The organism is Terrabacter sp. FW104-15G4B (genome assembly GCF_058790095.1).
On sequence record NZ_JBYTCI010000049.1, the window covers coordinates 1 to 14942 of the forward strand.

Sequence of the window (14942 nt, forward strand, 5' to 3'; positions counted from 1 at the left end):
GGAAGCTAAGCCCTTCAGCGCCGATGGTACTGCACTGGTGACGGTGTGGGAGAGTAGGACGCAGCCGGACACACTTTCAGACAAACCCCGCCGGGTGACCGGCGGGGTTTGTCGCATTTCCGGGCCATGATCAGTGGAGACCTTCTGGACGACTCGGCACCGTTCAGCCGCTCGGTGTGACATGTCTGGGGGGCACTGCGGCTCTCGAATCTCCAGACCGGCAACTACTCCGGCGGCCTCGGGGTCACGCCGCCGCGCGGAGGCCTCCCGCAGGTCAGGACTTGCCGGCGTCGTCGTCGCCTTCGCCGCTGGCTCGTTCCTTGTCCGCCTCGACGTCGGCCTCCCCGACAGGGACGCCCTGGTCGGTGGAGGGCTCCTCGTTGACGCCGTCGGAGTCGGCGGTTCCGGCTGCGGCGGCGAGCCCTGCGGCGGGAAGGCCGGCGAATCCCGGTTGGTTGGTCATGTTTGCCTCCATCGGGTCGAGCTGACAGTGTTGGCAGTGCTCGAATACCCGCTCGGGAGGGCCCGACACCGCCGCCCACCAGTGAGCGCCGGCGGTGGTGGCCCGTCACGTACGGGTACGAGGCGAAGGTGACCGAGACGACCGTCAACTGGACCACCGACCCTGTCGAGCTCGAGGGCGTGAAGCCCGCCGATCCGCCGACGCAGATCCTCCCGGGCCTCTGGCACGGTGGGTGCCCGGTCGACTTCGCCTGGGTCCGAGAGACCGGCATCGAGGTCGTGGTCGATCTCGCCGACGCGGACGCGTTCCCGCCGGCCGACGACGCCGAGGGCCTGACCTACCTCAAGTGCCCTCTCGTCGACGGCGACGAGGTGCCGGACCCGGCGCTGACCCTGCGTCTGGCCGCGCTCGTGGCTGGTCTGGTGCAGGACGGCCGCACCGCCCTGGTCCACTGCACGTTCGGGCGCAACCGCTCAGGCCTGCTGGTGTCGTTGATCGTGCGGGAGCTCCTCGGTGTCACGGGCGCGGAGGCCTTGGCGCACGTGCAGGAGCGCCGGGACGAAGCGGTCAACAACGACGGTTTTGCCGAGTGGCTTCGGTCCCTGCCACGTCCCACGGCTGCTCCGGCGCCCGCCAGCTGACTCCACAGCAGTCAGGCAGGCGGCGGGGTCTCGGACTCCAGGCCGGCGCTGGCGCGCCACTGCTCGGCACCGGCGGTCGTCCGGCGCCGCTGGCCTTGGCCGCCGTGCCAGTCGATCACCATGGCGGTGGCGTCATCGGCCAACGCCTGCCCGGAGTGCTGGAGCACCAGGCCGGTGAGGCGACGAGCCGTCTCCCGGGGGTGCAGGCTGCGGGTGCCGGTGATCTCCCTGGCGAGGTCCAAGCCCACGGCGTTGCGTTCCAGCATGCCGTCGGTGATCAGGACCAGGCGGTCGTCGGGCTCGAGTGCCACATCCGTGCACGCATAGGCGGTGTCGGGGAACATCCCGAGGGGCAGGTTGGCGGGGAACCCGACTGCTGCCGTGGTCCCGCCCCGGCACAGGTAGGGCGCCACGTGGCCGGCGTTGACGACGGCGAGGGTGCCCGTCCGCAGGTCGAGCCGACCCAGCAGACCGGTGGCGAAGTACTCGGCACCACTCGCGGCGGCATGCTCGAGGAGGGCAACGTTGGCCGCCTCGGCCTGCTCCCTCAGTGAGCCTCCCATCCGGCGGGTGTTGCGCATGCTCCCGACGCAGAGGGTGGCGGTCAGTGCGCTGGCCACCCCGTGGCCCATGGCGTCGGTCAGGGACAGATGCAGGGCCTCGCGGCCCAGGGAGTAGTCGAAGGTGTCCCCGCCGACCGAGGCGGCGGGCTCGAGCCACGCCGCTAGGGTGAAGGCGCCGGCCTCGCAGGTGAAGGCCTCCGGCAGCAGCCGCCGCTGGATCTCCGCCGGCAGCGTGAACAGGGTGCTGCGCTCGGCCCGCTCGAACACGTCGGTGTGCCTCCGGTTGGCGATGACGACGAAAGCGAGAAGGTGACCGATGCGGGCGATCTGCCCGAGGGAGGGCCCGTCGGGAGCGTCGGGCAGCGACAGCTGGAGGAGGCCGAGGACCTCGCCCCGCTCGGTGACGGGGGCGAGCACGACCCAGCTGGGCTCCTCGTCGTCGGCGCCCAGGTGGGGTGCCGGAAGCACCTGGACGGTCTGCGTCCGCAGCGCTGCCGCCACCGGGCCGCCCGCGATCGGCACGCTCACGGCCTGCTCGCCGTCCTCGAGCCGAACCGACCCCTCCGGGCCGCCCAGCCCTTGGAGTGTGAGCGCGGCATCCGAGGAGCCGTGCGACATCCGCACCAGGGCGCCGCCCGCGATGTCGGAGATGAGGAAGAAGACGGCCGACGCCCCGAGGCGGCGTGCGAGCGCCCCGGTCACCGCCTCGACGGCTTCCAGAGGTGATGCGTCCTCCACGGAGTCGAGGACGTCCATGAGCAGCTCTTCGGGAGCCTCGCGCCCTTCCACCGTTCAACAGTATGGCGGGACGTCGGCCTCGGGACGGCCTTCGGGCAGGCGGTCAGAGCGGAGTGCGCCAGAGCCGCAGCTCGTCGGGGAGCCAGTCGAGGTCGCGGCCGTGGTGACGGCAGTCCCACAGGCGGAAGACGACGCCGGCGAGGTCGGCGATGCGATCGATCAGGGGCAGCCCCTCCCAGCCGAGGACGTCGTGGCCGTAGGCCCGGCAGAAGCCCCGGTAGGCGCGGCGGTCGATCTCGCCGGCGCGGAAGCGACGCGACGCGCTCGCGAGGTCGTACTCCCGCGGCGCGCGTGCGACCCAGTCGAGGTCGATGAGCATCACGTGCTTGCCGTCGCGCATGACGTTCGAGGGCGACACGTCCCCGTGGATGACGTCATGGCCGAGCTCCGAGTGGACGCCGCGCAGGGCGGCCAGGAGGTCATCGCCTGCAGCGCGCAGCACCTCGGCCTGTTCCTCCGGGAGGGGCGCGAGCTGGGAAGCCATGCGCGACAAGGGCGCCCAGTCCGGTACGGCGGCAGCCGAGTGCTCACGGTGGAAGCGTGCCAGGGCCGCGCCCACCTCGGGCCACGTGACCTGTGCGCCCTCGGGCAGCCGGCGCGCCACGGTGACGACGCCGTATGCCGTGGGGACAGCGGGACCGGTGCTCACCGTCGCGCTCCGCGACCCGTGCAGGGCACCGTTGACGAGGTCGAGGTGGGCGGCATCCGTGTCGGGTGGGTAGACCTTGACGACGTGGTCGCCCACGCCGAGCACCACGGTGGTGAGCCGCCCGAGCACCTCGGCCGGCAGGCCTGGACCAGCGGGCCCGGCAAGCTCGACGGACAGCGCGGGACGAGCAGCGTCGAGCGCCGCGAGGGCTTCGGCGGTGCCCCACCCGGGCTCGGGCAGCGGGAAGGCGCAGGCAACCCCCGCCACGGTGGTGGACGACGGCTGGGGCGCGTGCGACGGCATACGGCTCTCCAGTCAGGGTGAAGCGCCACGGGAGCGCGATGCGGACGCGCCGCGGGGGACGCGGAACGCTAACACGCGTCGCCGGGGCGGACGGCATACGCAAGCCAAGACTGCGCCACCCGGCGTGCCGCGCGCGGCCGCGGGGCCCACTGGCAGGATGTGCGCCATGACCACGGACGTCCCGCTCAGCGTGCGCACCCCCTCCCCCCTGGGCGAGTTCCTCCGGGCGCGCCGGCACGAGCTCGCACCGGAGGAGGTCGGCATCAAGCGGGCGAAGGGCCGGCGCCGGGTGGGCCTCAGCCGGACCGAGGTCGCCGAGCTGGCGAACATCTCCGTGGCGTACTACGCCATCATCGAGCGCGGGCGCGACCTGCGCCCCAGCGCGAGCGTCATCGACGGTCTCGCCCGTGCGCTCAAGCTCGACGCCGACGGGCGCTCGCACCTGCACGCCCTCGCCACTGGCAGCCCGTCACGCCGGCCGCAGGCCCCGGAGGAGCTGACCGAGGAGCTCGAGGAGCTGCTCGACTCCATCGACCCCAACCCGGCCTACGTCGTGGGCGCCCGCTGGGACGTCCTCGGGGCCAACCACACCGCCTGCCAGCTCTTCTCCGACTGGGAGAGCAAGCGCAGCAAGCGCGAGCGCAACCTGCTCTGGTTCTACTGCTGCGACCCGGCGGCGCGCAGCCTCTTCGTCGACTGGGAGCAGGAGGCCGCCGACCAGCTCGCGCTCTTCCGCGAGGCGTACGCGCGCCACCCCGACGACCCGTCGTTCAAGCGCATCCTCGACGAGATCTTCAAGGCGAACCCGGCCACGGTCGAGTGGTGGGAGCGGCACGACAGCGACCCGACTCGGGGCCGCACGAAGCGGATCCGCCTCGACACGGGCAAGGTCATCCAGCTGCGCCAGCTCGTGCTCCAGGTCGCGGAGGAGCCCGACATCCGCGTCATCAGCTACTTCGCGGACGCCGACGGCGACCTCGACGACATCGAGCTCGACGACCTCGACCTCGACGATCTGGACGAGCTCGACGTCTAGCGTCTAGCGGCGGCGCGTGCCGAACAGGCTCCGGGTGATCTCGCGTCCGATGACCGTGCCGGCCGAGCGGAGCATCGACTTGAACGCCGTGCTGCCGGCGACCTGCTCGATGATGCTCGGCTCCTCCTTGGCAGCCCGCTTGGCGGGGGCCGGAGCGGGCGCCGCCGGGGTCGCTGCCGGGGTCGCTGCCGGCGCGGCGGGAGCCGCCTGCAGGCGCGCCGTCAGCTTCTCGTAGGCGGACTCGCGGTCGAGCACGTCGGCATACTTCGTCTTGAGCGGTGACGCGGCGATGACCGCGTCCATCGTGGCGGGTGACGAGGGGTCCATGAGGGAGTTCGGAGCCTTCATCCGGGTCCAGGCGACCGGCGTCGGCACGCCCTTGTCGGAGAGCACCGTGACGACGGCCTCGCCGATGCCCAGGCTCGTGAGCAGCTTCTCCATGTCGTAGGCCGTGTGCGGGTAGGTCGCGATGGCCTGCTTGAGCGCCTTGGCGTCGTCAGGGGTGAAGGCGCGCAGCGCGTGCTGGACGCGGTTGCCGAGCTGGGCGAGCACGCCGGAGGGCACGTCCTTCGGCGACTGCGTGACGAAGAAGACGCCGATGCCCTTGGAGCGGATCAGTCGCACCGTCTGCTCGATGGCCTGCAGGAACGCCTTGCTGGCGTCGTTGAAGAGCAGGTGCGCCTCGTCGAAGAAGAAGACGAGCTTCGGCTTGTCGACGTCGCCCTCCTCCGGAAGGTCGTGGAAGAGGTCGGCGAGCATCCACATGAGGAAGGTCGAGAAGAGCTGGGGCCGGTCCTGCACCTGCGGCAGCTCGAGGCAGGAGATGATCCCCTTGCCGTCAGCGCCGGTGCGGAGCAGGTCGCTCGTCTCGAACTCGGGCTCGCCGAAGAAGGCGCCGGCGCCCTGGTCCTCGAAGCCGATGAGGTTGCGCAGGATGACGCCCGCCGTCGCGCTCGAGAGGCCGCCGAGCTCCTTGAGGTCGGCCTTGCCCTCGTCGGACGTCAGGTGGCTGATGACGGCGCGCAGGTCCTTGAGGTCGAGCAGCGCGAGGCCGTTCTTGTCGGCGTAGTGGAAGATCAGCCCGAGGCTGCTCTCCTGCGTCTCGTTGAGGCCCAGGACCTTGCTGAGCAGGGTTGGGCCGAAGCTGGTGATGGTGGCCCGGATCGCGATGCCGTCGCCCTTGCCGCCGAGCGTGTAGAACTCCGTGGGGTATGCCGTCGCAGCCCACGGCATACCGACGTCGGCCGCGCGGCTGGTGATCTTGTCGCCGCCCTCACCGCGCGTCGCGAGACCCGACAGGTCGCCCTTGAGGTCGGCCAGGAAGACCGGGACGCCCTGTTCGGAGAGCTGCTCTGCCATCAGCTGCAGCGTCTTCGTCTTGCCGGTGCCGGTCGCGCCGGCGACGAGACCGTGGCGGTTGAGCACGCTGAGCGGGATCTGGACCGGCGCGTCGGCATGGGCCTTGCCGTCGACGACCGCGGCGCCGAGACGCAGCACCCCTCCCTCGAACGAGTAGCCGGCGCGGATCTCGTCGATCTGGCTCGTGTTGCCCGTGTCCTGGGCGGCATTCTCGGTCACGTCTGGCACTCTAGTGGCCGCCCTCTCATGAACGATGTCTATGCTGACCCGGTGATTTTCAAGGCCGTCGGCGACTCCCGCCCGTACCCCGACCATGGGCTCGAGACCACCAAGGACTGGTCCAACGTCCCACCTCGTGTGGTGCAGCTCGGTGAGCTCATCACGACGAAGAGCACGCTCGACCTGCGCGGCCTGCTCGCGGACGACTCGACCTTCTACGGCGACCTCTTCCCGCACTGCGTCGAGTGGGAGGGCGAGCTCTACCTCGAGGACGGGTTGCACCGGGCACTTCGCGCCGCGCTGCAGCAGAGACCTGTCCTTCACGCCCGAGTCCTCGTACTCTCCTGACACGAGGCCGCCCGACCAGGGGGGCCGAGAGACCAAGGAGCGTGGATGTCGGACGTCGTTGACGAGGGTGACCGCTCGTACCGGGTGCGCCGCCAGCGCCGATCGGCGATCGTCATCGCGGTCGTCCTGCTGGGTCTCGGGGGGGCGTTCTACTACGCCTCGACCTACTTCCGGGACACGACCCCCACACCGGGGCCGTGCACCACGCAGGTGGCGGAGCAGCCGCTGCAGCCGGAGGACGTGAGCCTCAACGTCTACAACTCCACCTCGCGCAAGGGCCTCGCCGCCGCCGTCGCGAAGGCGGCCGGTGCCCGGGGCTTCAAGGTCAAGGCCGTGGGCAACGACCCGAAGAACGCCACCGTCAAGCAGGTGGCGCAGATCCGCTTCGGTCCGGAGGGGGCGGCCTCGGCGAAGCTGGTGAGGTCGCACCTGCCGCAGGCGGTACTCGTCGACGACAAGCGCAAGGGCGACTCCGTCGACCTCGTCGTGGGCCAGTCGTGGAAGAGCTTCGGCAAGGTGCCCGTCGTCGTGACGCCCACGCAGACGCTGCGACCGTGCCCGACCGTGACCGTCGGGTCCTGACCCGAGCGTGAGTATGCCGTCCGGCGCGGTGCGCGCCGGACGGCATACGTCCGCAGGTCAGCTGAGAGGGGTGGCGGCCTTGACGAACTCGTTCGTGTAGGTCCTGGCCAGGTCGATGGTCTTGCCCTGGACCTTGGGGTTGAACTCGCCGAGGACCGCGAGGCAGGTCTTCGGGCCGTCCTCGGGCATGAGGCCAGTCGGGTTGAAGATGCCCTTCTCGCTGTTGAGGGCGTTGACGTAGGCCGCCTTGCCGACGCCCTTGTAGTACGCCGCCGGCATCTTGTCGGCCATGGCCGCCCCGTCGTGCTGCTGGATCCAGGTCAGGGTCGACACGTAGGCGTTGACGAGCTTCTGGACCGTCGCCTTGTTGCTGTTGACCCAGTCGGTCGGCATGTAGAGCGACGTGGCCGGGTAGGTGCCGCCGAGCGCCGCCTTGGAACCCTCGGCCGTGCGCATGTCGAGCAGGATGAAGGCCGTGCCGTCCGAGGTGGCCTGCGACACGGTGGGTTCGGTGGTCATGCCGCAGTCGATGGCCTTCTGCTTCATCGCGGCGATGAAGGTCTGGCCGGCGCCGACGCCGCGGCGGGTCTCCTGCGAGGGGTCGACGCCGTTCTTCTTGCTGAGGTACTGCGTCAGGAAGTCGGTCGAGGAGCCCGTGTCGGTGATGCCGAGCGAGCGGCCCTTGAAGTCGGCGGGGCTCTTGACCGTGCCCTTGAGGTCGCTGCGGCACAGCTCGACCTCGCCGGGGATCTGGAGCATGGACACGACGGCCTCGGACGACTTGCCCTGCGCCTGGAGGGCGATGTTGTGGTCGTAGAAGCCGCCGACGCCCTGGACCTGGCCGGCCAGCATGTTCTGCGTGGCGTCGCCGCCCGCGGGTTCGTCGACGAGGTTGACGTTGATCCCGGCCTTGTCGTAGTAGCCGAGCTGCTTGGCGAGCATGAAGGGCAGATAGATCTGCTTGCTCATGCCGCCGACCATGATCGTCACGGTCGGCGCGCTCGCGTTGGCGGCGCCTCCGCTCGTGGTGGACCCGGCCGCGTCGTTGGCACAGGCGGCCATGGTGGTTGCGGCCAGGAAGGCGGCGCCTGCGGCGCCGATGCGCTTGGTGTTCATGCGAACTCTCCTTTGAGTTTGGTGCGTTGAGGGAGCTGGAGCTGGGGTTCGTCTGGGTGATCGGCCGGGGCGGCTACTCGACGGCAGCACCCCCGTGCAGCTGCGGGGGCCGCCAGCGCAGGAGGCGCCGCTCGAGGAGGGTGATGAGCGCCTCTGCTGTCAGGGCGATGACGGCGACCAGGACCATGCCGGCGAGCACGCCGTTCATGTCGAAGTTGTTCTGCGACGAGCGGATCAGCAGGCCCAGGCCCTGGTTGGCGCCGAGGATCTCGCCCACGAGGGCACCGATGAGCGCGAAGCCGAAGCTGATGTGCAGGCTCGCGAGGATCCACGTGAACGCCGACGGAAGCACGACGTCGCGGGTCACCTGCCAGCGTGATGCCCCGAGGAGCCGGGCGTTCGCGATGAGATTGCGGTCGACCTCGCGGGCCCCCTGGAAGGCGTTGAAGAAGACACCGAAGAAGACGAGCACGACGGCGAGGATGACCTTCGACTGGATCCCGAAGCCGAAGGCGACGGTGAAGATCGAGCCGAGGATGATGCGCGGGATGGAGTTGGCGGCCTTGAGGAACGGCGCGAACAGCTCCGAGAGCAGCCGTACGCGCCCGAGGGCGATGCCGCATACGACCCCGAGGATCGAGCCGATGACGAAGCCGAGCACGGCCTCCTCGAGGGTGATCAGGATCTGGTCGCCGAGCGAGCCCTGGGTCGTGCCGACGGTGAACCAGTCGATCAGGGTGGCCCCCACGCCCTTGGGCTCCCCCCAGAAGAAGGGGTCGACGATCTTGGCGTTGACACAGACCTGCCAGGCGGCGAGCAGGACGACGACGATCGCGAGGCGGCAGGCGGCCAGGACGCTCCGGCGTCGCCGAGCCTTGGCCTGCGAGGAGGGCCCGGACGCTGGCAACGTCGTGGAGGACGTGGCCGGTCGGCCGGCGGGCGCGGTCTCCGCGGACACGGCAGGGGCGGTGTCGCGCTGGGTCGGGGTGTCGATCACGATGCCACCTCCGCCACGCGAGTCGTGCGGGCGTAGGCCTCGGCGACCTCGGCGCGCAGCGCCTCCCAGATCTGCTCGTAGAGCCTGGTGAACTTCGCGTCGAAGCGGATCTCCTGGACGACGCGCGGCCGGGGCAGGTCGATCTCGAACTCCGCCTTGACGGTGCCCGGACCGGCGGTCAGCACGACGACCTTGTCGGCGAGGGCGATCGCCTCCTCGAGGTCATGGGTGACGAAGACGACGCTCGGCCTGGTCTGGTCCCACAGGCGCAGCAGCTCGGTCGACATGATCGCCCGGGTCTGCACGTCGAGCGCGCTGAAGGGCTCGTCCATGAGCAGGATGCGCGGCTCGTTGATGAGCGACTGGGCGAGGGCGACGCGCTTGCGCATGCCGCCCGACAGCTGGTGCGGGTAGCGGTCCTCGAACCCGCTGAGGCCGACCCGGCGCAGCCAGTCCCGGGCCAGTCTGGCGGCCTCGACCCGGCTCTGGCCGCGGTAGAGCGGGCCGGCCGCGACGTTGTCGAGGACCGACTTCCACGGGAAGACGGCATCCTGCTGGAAGACGAAACCGGTCCCGGTGTCGATGCCGCGGACCGGCTCGCCGTGGACGAAGGCCTCCCCGCGGGAGGGTCGCTCCAGCCCGGAGACGAGGGTGAGTGTCGTCGACTTGCCGCAGCCGGTGGGGCCGACGACAGCACAGAACTGTCCCTCCTCGACCGTCAGCGACAGGTCCTCGATCGCGGTGTAGGTCCCGCCGTCCGCCGTGGCGAACTTCTTGGAGACGTTGCGTAGCTCGATGGCAGCCATTGGCCTCGTCCTTTCTCCTCGTTGAGTTGCGTCACCGTAGGAGCGGGCCGAGCGGGGCCGGAATGCTTGTGATCGTTGAAGCCGATAGCCGCGTTAGAGGTGGTTTTGTGCAATCTGCTCAGTCATGCTGGTTGGGCGACGCCGACGTGGGCCTCGCGGCACCACGGACCACCACCCCTGGTCGTGTGCGGTTCGTGGGCAGTCAGGAGCGGAGGAGGCGTATGCCGCGACTGGGCAGGACGTTGGCCGCCCGAATCCTCTTGGCAGTACTGGGGATCGTCGTCGTCACGCTCGCCGTCGGCTTCGCGCTCTTCGCGCGCCTGACGTCCCAGACCGCCGACGTGCGGGCCATCGAGCAGGCCACCGGGATCGCCGTGACCCTGGGACGGGTGCCGCAGGTCGCCCAGGAGGTGGTGGACGGTGACCCGTCCCACGTGCTGCCGGCCCTCGGGGCCCAGGTGCGGGCCGCGACGGGAGCCTCGTACGTCGTGATCATCGACCGCACGGGCCTGCGTCACTCCCATCCCAACCCGGCGCTCATCGGACAGCGCGTCGAGGAGCCCGTCGTGGCCCTCGACGGACAGGTGCACACGGGCATCGACGAAGGGAGCCTCGGCCGCTCCGCCAACGCCCGCGCGCCCATCCTCGACGCCTCCGGGCGCAGCGTGGGCGAGGTGTCCGTCGGCATCCTCGAGTCGGAGGTCGGGGTTCGGTTGACGGCCGAGGTGCTCGACATCGCGCTCTACACCGCGGTCGCCCTCGCCCTCGGAATCGTGGCGTCGCTCCTGCTCGCACGCGCCATCAAACGCGTCACGTTCGGCGTCGAACCGGCTGAGATCGTCGCGCTGGTGCAGGAGCGTGAGGCGATGCTGCACGGCATCCGGGAAGGCGTGCTGGCTGTCGACGGCAGGGGCGCCATCAACGTGCTCAACGACGAGGCGCGGCGCCTGCTCGGCATCGAGTCGGTCGCCCTCGGCCAGCACGTCGAGGACGTCATCCCGGACGGCCGGCTGCGGAGGGTCATCACCGGTGAGGTCGACGGCGTCGATGTCGTCGCGGTGACGGACGAGCACCTGCTCGCGCTCAACCGCATGCCGGTGATCCTCGGGGGCCGCAACGCTGGCTGGGTCGTGACGATCCGCGACCGCACCGAGCTCGAGGCGCTGATGCGCCAGCTCGACTCGATGGAGGGCCTCTCGACGGCGCTGCGCGCCCAGGAGCACGAGTTCTCCAACCGCCTGCACGTGCTGTCGGTCCTGCTCGAGCTCGGCGAGGTGGACGAGGCCACCCGCTACAGCCGCGAGCTCCAGGCGGAGACGGCCCTCGTCAGCGAGGAGATCCGGGCCTGTGTCGGCTCACCCGTCGTCGTGGCGCTGCTCCTCGCCAAGACGACCGTCGCCGCGGAGCGTGACGTGGTCGTGCGCCTCGATCCGACGAGCCGGCTCGAGGCGGGACGCGACGAGGACCTCCCGCTCGTGTCGGTGCTCGGGAACCTGATCGACAACGCCGTCGACGCGGTGGCCGATGAACCCCGGACGGCGGGCACCAATCCTCGGGGTGAGGTCGTCGTCCGGGTCGCCTGCGCCGACGACGCCCTCGTGCTGACCGTGACGGACACGGGGCCCGGGATCCCGGACGAACGGCTCGCGGACGTGTTCCTCGACGGCTACTCGACGAAGCAGCCGCGAGGGGGGATGCGTCGAGGAGTGGGTCTGGCCCTCGTGCATCGACTGGTCACGCGAGCCGGTGGGACGATCGAGGCGAGCTGTCCCGCCGGTGCCAGGTTCGAGGTGCACCTGCCGCTGCGGGTCCGTCAAGGAGTGTCATGATCCGCGTCCTCGTCGTCGACGACGACTACCACGTCGCGCGGGCCCACGCCCTGAGCACCGCCAGGGTCCCGGGCTTCACGGTGGTCGGGGAGGCGCACACCGGCGCCGAGGCGCACGCGCTCGTCGTCGAGACGGAGCCCGACCTGCTCCTGCTCGACATGTACCTGCCTGACTTCAGCGGGCTCGACCTCGTGCGGCAGATCGCCGCCTCGGGCGCGCAGGTCCCCGACTTCCTCCTCGTCACCGCCGCGCGCGACATCGACTCGGTGCGCACCGCGATGCAGCTCGGAGCCTTCTACTACCTGGTCAAGCCGTTCAGCTTCGCCGCTCTCCGCGAGCAGCTCGAGGGCTACCGGGCCTGGGCGGAGCGCATCGACCGGGCGCCGGAGGCCGACCAGCACGTGGTCGACGTGCTCTACGGCCTTCGGGGCGCCCCGCCCCGGCGCGCCACCGCCGCCAAGTCCCTGCAGCCGACGATGGCGCGGGTGCTCGAGATCGTCACTGCAGCGAAGGCACCGGTCGGGGCGGCGGAGGTCGCCCAGATCCTCGGTGCGAGCCGACCCACGGCGCAGCGATACCTGGCCGGCCTCGTCAAGAAACAGCTGCTCGACCTCGATCTCGCCTACGGATCGACGGGGCGGCCGGAGCATCGCTACGTGCCTCGTCGAGGCTGACTCACGGGACCCGATCCGCTGGGCTGCAGGGCGGCAGCGGCCGGTCAGGAGGTGTACGGGATGCGCTTCCACGACAACACGTGCTCGGCTCCCGGCCGGTTGACCGTGACCACGAGGAAGTCCTTGTTGCTGCTCGAGCCGTCGACCGTGACGCGGGTGAGGTTGTCGGCCGAGGCGAGCAGGCCGTCGTTGCTGCCGACGACGTGGAGCGTCGCGAGGTCGACGCCCTGCCGACGGAACGACACGTTCTCCGGCACGCCGGCGGCGGCCTGCGAGGCGACTGTCATACTGCGTGCGGATCATCCCGAAGGACTCGTTGGTGCACTTCGAGGAGCCGTTCTTGATGTCGCCGACATGGATCGTGATCGACAGGTTCGGCGTGGCGTTGATCTGGTCGACCCACCGGGGGAGGGCCGCGACCTGGGCGTCGCCGTAGGGCACGTCGCCGAGCGCGGCAGCGACGGCGACGAGGGGCTGGGTGCGAGAAAGGTGCATGACAGCCGTTCCCGTCCAGAACGGGCGAACGGCACCGCCACCAACGGGTGAACGTCAGGCGTCGAGCTGCACCATCGTTGCGACCATGACGGCCTTGATCGTGTGCATCCGGTTCTCGGCCTGGTCGAAGACCACGGAGGCGCCGGACTCGAAGACGTCGTCGGTGACCTCGAGCTCCTTGAGGCCGAACCGCTGGTGCACGTCCATGCCGACCTGCGTCTCGAGGTCGTGGAAGGCTGGCAGGCAGTGCATGAACTTGACCCGCGGGTTCCCTGTCACGGCAAGCATTTCGGCGTTGACCTGGTAGGGCGAGAGCAGCTCGATGCGCTCGGCCCAGACCTCCTTGGGCTCGCCCATCGACACCCACACGTCGGTGTGGACGAAGTCGACGCCGCGCACGCCCTCGGCCACGTCCTCGGTGAGCGTCACCCGGGCGCCGGTCTCGGCGGCATACCTCCTCGCGATGGCCACGACCGCTTCGGCGGGCCACAGGGACCGCGGCGCCACGATGCGCACGTCCATGCCGAGCATGGCGCCGGTCACGAGCAGTGAGTTGCCCATGTTGAAGCGGGCGTCGCCGACGTAGGCGTATGCGATCTGCTCGGCGGGCTTGCCGGCGTGCTCGCGCATGGTCAGCGCGTCGCAGAGCGACTGCGTCGGGTGCCAGTCGTCGGTCAGACCGTTCCAGACCGGGACGCCGGCGAAGGCGCCGAGCGTCTCGATGACGTCGTGGCCGGCGCCGCGGTACTCGATCCCGTCGTAGAAGCGGCCGAGGACGCGGGCGGTGTCCTTGGCCGACTCCTTGTGGCCCATCTGCGAACCGATCGGGTCGAGGTAGGTCGTGCTCGCGCCCTGGTCGGCCGCCGCCACCTCGAAGGCGCAGCGGGTGCGGGTCGAGGTCTTCGCGAAGAGCAGGGCGATGTTCTTGCCGGCGAGGCGTTGTTCCTCGCGGCCCGCGCGCTTGGCGGCCTTGAGCTCGGCGGCGAGGTCGAGCAGCGCCCGGAACTCGTCGGGCGTCAGGTCGATCTCCTTGAGCAGGTTGCGGCGGTGGAGTGCGGCGAGCGACATGCTCGTGATGGTCGCAGGGACGGTCGCGCTGGGCAATCGGATCTCAGCTCGCCTCGGCTCGCCTCAGCGCGTCTCAGCCGGTCGCCGCAGGCCGAGCCGCCACCGCAGCCGCTCGACGAGCGCCCGGGCATGGAGCGGCACGAGCACGCGCGGGCCTTCGCCGATGCAGAAGACGACGTCGTCGAATCGGTGAATCCCCGGCCGGCGTGCGACGGTGCGGAAGTCGTCCCGCACGCGGCGCAGCTGCGCCGCCGTCATGAAGGGCGACGGCTCGTCCGGCTGGTAGCGCGAGCCGAGCGGGTGGTCGCACCCGGGCCGCGTCGTCATCTCGACGTGGGACCCGAGGACGTGGCGGACGCTGCGGTCCTCGGCGAAGGCGACGAGCCGGTCGAGGCTCTCGAGCATCGCGTCCGAGTCCTCGACGTAGAGGCGCCCGGGGTAGACGGTGTCACCGGTGTGGATGAGCCCGGTCTCCTTGTCATGCAAGGCGATCGAGGACGCGTGGTGGCCGGGGATGCCGAAGACCTCGAGGGGACGATCCCCGAGGTCGAGGGTGACGACCTGGGCCGGCCAGTGGGTGATGCCGAAGAAGGTGCGAACGGCCGCGACGTCGTGCCCGAGCACCGTCGTGTCGGGGCGTCCGTCGAACGCGGCATCGCCGGCCACATGGTCACCGTGTCCGTGCGTGTGCGCCACGACGAGCTCGTATGCCGGGCGCGGTCTCCTCGTGGACAGCCAGTCCGCCACGAGACCGTCCACGACCGCGCGCAGGTCGGAGCCGTCGACTGCGCCGGTGTCGAGGAGCAGGGCGCGGCGCTCGCCGAGGAGGAGCAGGATGAATGGCGCCTCGAAGGTGAGGTCCTTGCTCTGGCGGATGAGGACGGTGCCCGGAGCGAGGTGGTGCACCTGCAACGGCGGGTCGTGGCGCCGGCGGGGGGCCGGCGAGCCGTGGATCCAGGCGACGTCGGTGTCGAGCGGGACCGGCGGGGGAGGGGG

Annotated in this window: 16 protein-coding genes; 6 read left to right on the plus strand and 10 right to left on the minus strand. The window is 70.5% G+C overall.

Going from position 1 to position 14942, the window contains the following annotated elements; all coding sequences use genetic code 11:
- Positions 1 to 274: 274 nt before the first annotated feature.
- On the minus strand, positions 275 to 463 hold the full coding sequence (locus AC3WRT_RS19965; RefSeq protein WP_492725059.1) for a hypothetical protein: 189 nt from the start codon (positions 461 to 463) through the stop codon (positions 275 to 277).
- Positions 464 to 591: 128 nt separating this feature from the next.
- On the opposite strand from AC3WRT_RS19965, the gene AC3WRT_RS19970 reads away from it, so the two are divergent.
- Complete coding sequence (locus AC3WRT_RS19970) at positions 592 to 1104, plus strand: protein-tyrosine phosphatase family protein (RefSeq protein ID WP_492725060.1); 513 nt, start codon at positions 592 to 594, stop codon at positions 1102 to 1104.
- Positions 1105 to 1115: 11 nt separating this feature from the next.
- On the opposite strand, the gene AC3WRT_RS19975 is transcribed toward AC3WRT_RS19970, so the two are convergent.
- On the minus strand, positions 1116 to 2456 hold the full coding sequence (locus AC3WRT_RS19975) for a PP2C family protein-serine/threonine phosphatase (RefSeq protein ID WP_492725061.1): 1341 nt from the start codon (positions 2454 to 2456) through the stop codon (positions 1116 to 1118).
- Between the two features lie 52 nt (positions 2457 to 2508).
- Positions 2509 to 3417, minus strand: coding sequence for a phosphotransferase enzyme family protein (locus tag AC3WRT_RS19980; protein ID WP_492725063.1), 909 nt, complete (start codon positions 3415 to 3417; stop codon positions 2509 to 2511).
- A 166-nt stretch (positions 3418 to 3583) separates the two neighbouring features.
- Here AC3WRT_RS19980 and AC3WRT_RS19985 point away from each other — a divergent pair, with 166 nt between their 5' ends.
- A complete protein-coding gene (locus AC3WRT_RS19985) occupies positions 3584 to 4453 on the plus strand; it encodes a helix-turn-helix transcriptional regulator (protein WP_492725064.1) in 870 nt (289 codons plus the stop codon).
- 3 nt (positions 4454 to 4456) lie between these two features.
- Here the strand turns inward: AC3WRT_RS19985 and AC3WRT_RS19990 are convergent, their stop codons facing one another.
- Entirely contained in the window at positions 4457 to 6031 is a 1575-nt protein-coding gene (locus AC3WRT_RS19990; protein WP_492725065.1) for a helicase HerA-like domain-containing protein, read from the minus strand.
- A 51-nt stretch (positions 6032 to 6082) separates the two neighbouring features.
- Here AC3WRT_RS19990 and AC3WRT_RS19995 point away from each other — a divergent pair, with 51 nt between their 5' ends.
- Entirely contained in the window at positions 6083 to 6379 is a 297-nt protein-coding gene (locus tag AC3WRT_RS19995; RefSeq protein WP_020145941.1) for a type II toxin-antitoxin system VapB family antitoxin, read from the plus strand.
- A 45-nt stretch (positions 6380 to 6424) separates the two neighbouring features.
- Positions 6425 to 6961, plus strand: a complete 537-nt coding sequence (locus tag AC3WRT_RS20000) for a LytR C-terminal domain-containing protein (protein WP_492725067.1) — start codon at positions 6425 to 6427, stop codon at positions 6959 to 6961.
- Positions 6962 to 7018: 57 nt separating this feature from the next.
- Here the strand turns inward: AC3WRT_RS20000 and AC3WRT_RS20005 are convergent, their stop codons facing one another.
- The 3 genes from AC3WRT_RS20005 to AC3WRT_RS20015 all read right to left on the minus strand — a co-directional run bounded on the left by AC3WRT_RS20005 (position 7019) and on the right by AC3WRT_RS20015 (position 9880).
- Positions 7019 to 8077, minus strand: a complete 1059-nt coding sequence (locus tag AC3WRT_RS20005; protein WP_492725068.1) for an ABC transporter substrate-binding protein — start codon at positions 8075 to 8077, stop codon at positions 7019 to 7021.
- 73 nt (positions 8078 to 8150) lie between these two features.
- Entirely contained in the window at positions 8151 to 9074 is a 924-nt protein-coding gene (locus AC3WRT_RS20010) for an ABC transporter permease (protein ID WP_492725070.1), read from the minus strand.
- Positions 9071 to 9880: an ABC transporter ATP-binding protein gene (locus AC3WRT_RS20015; RefSeq protein ID WP_492725071.1), complete on the minus strand. Its 810-nt coding sequence runs from the start codon at positions 9878 to 9880 to the stop codon at positions 9071 to 9073. The genes AC3WRT_RS20010 and AC3WRT_RS20015 overlap by 4 nt, the downstream gene beginning before the upstream one ends.
- A gap of 221 nt (positions 9881 to 10101) precedes the next feature.
- Here AC3WRT_RS20015 and AC3WRT_RS20020 point away from each other — a divergent pair, with 221 nt between their 5' ends.
- Both AC3WRT_RS20020 and AC3WRT_RS20025 read left to right on the plus strand, forming a co-directional pair.
- Positions 10102 to 11709 (plus strand): ATP-binding protein, encoded by a 1608-nt coding sequence (locus tag AC3WRT_RS20020; protein ID WP_492725073.1) that lies wholly within the window; start codon positions 10102 to 10104, stop codon positions 11707 to 11709.
- Complete coding sequence (locus tag AC3WRT_RS20025) at positions 11706 to 12383, plus strand: response regulator (RefSeq protein ID WP_492725075.1); 678 nt, start codon at positions 11706 to 11708, stop codon at positions 12381 to 12383. The genes AC3WRT_RS20020 and AC3WRT_RS20025 overlap by 4 nt, the downstream gene beginning before the upstream one ends.
- 44 nt (positions 12384 to 12427) lie before the next feature.
- Here AC3WRT_RS20025 and AC3WRT_RS20030 read toward each other — a convergent pair whose 3' ends face one another.
- From AC3WRT_RS20030 to AC3WRT_RS20040, 3 genes are all read right to left on the minus strand, one after another.
- Positions 12428 to 12670, minus strand: coding sequence for a hypothetical protein (locus AC3WRT_RS20030; RefSeq protein WP_492725076.1), 243 nt, complete (start codon positions 12668 to 12670; stop codon positions 12428 to 12430).
- A 262-nt stretch (positions 12671 to 12932) separates the two neighbouring features.
- On the minus strand, positions 12933 to 13946 hold the full coding sequence (argF, locus tag AC3WRT_RS20035; protein WP_492725077.1) for an ornithine carbamoyltransferase: 1014 nt from the start codon (positions 13944 to 13946) through the stop codon (positions 12933 to 12935).
- A gap of 63 nt (positions 13947 to 14009) precedes the next feature.
- Positions 14010 to 14942 (minus strand): MBL fold metallo-hydrolase (locus tag AC3WRT_RS20040; RefSeq protein ID WP_492725079.1); only part of this gene is annotated, 933 nt, incomplete at its 5' end.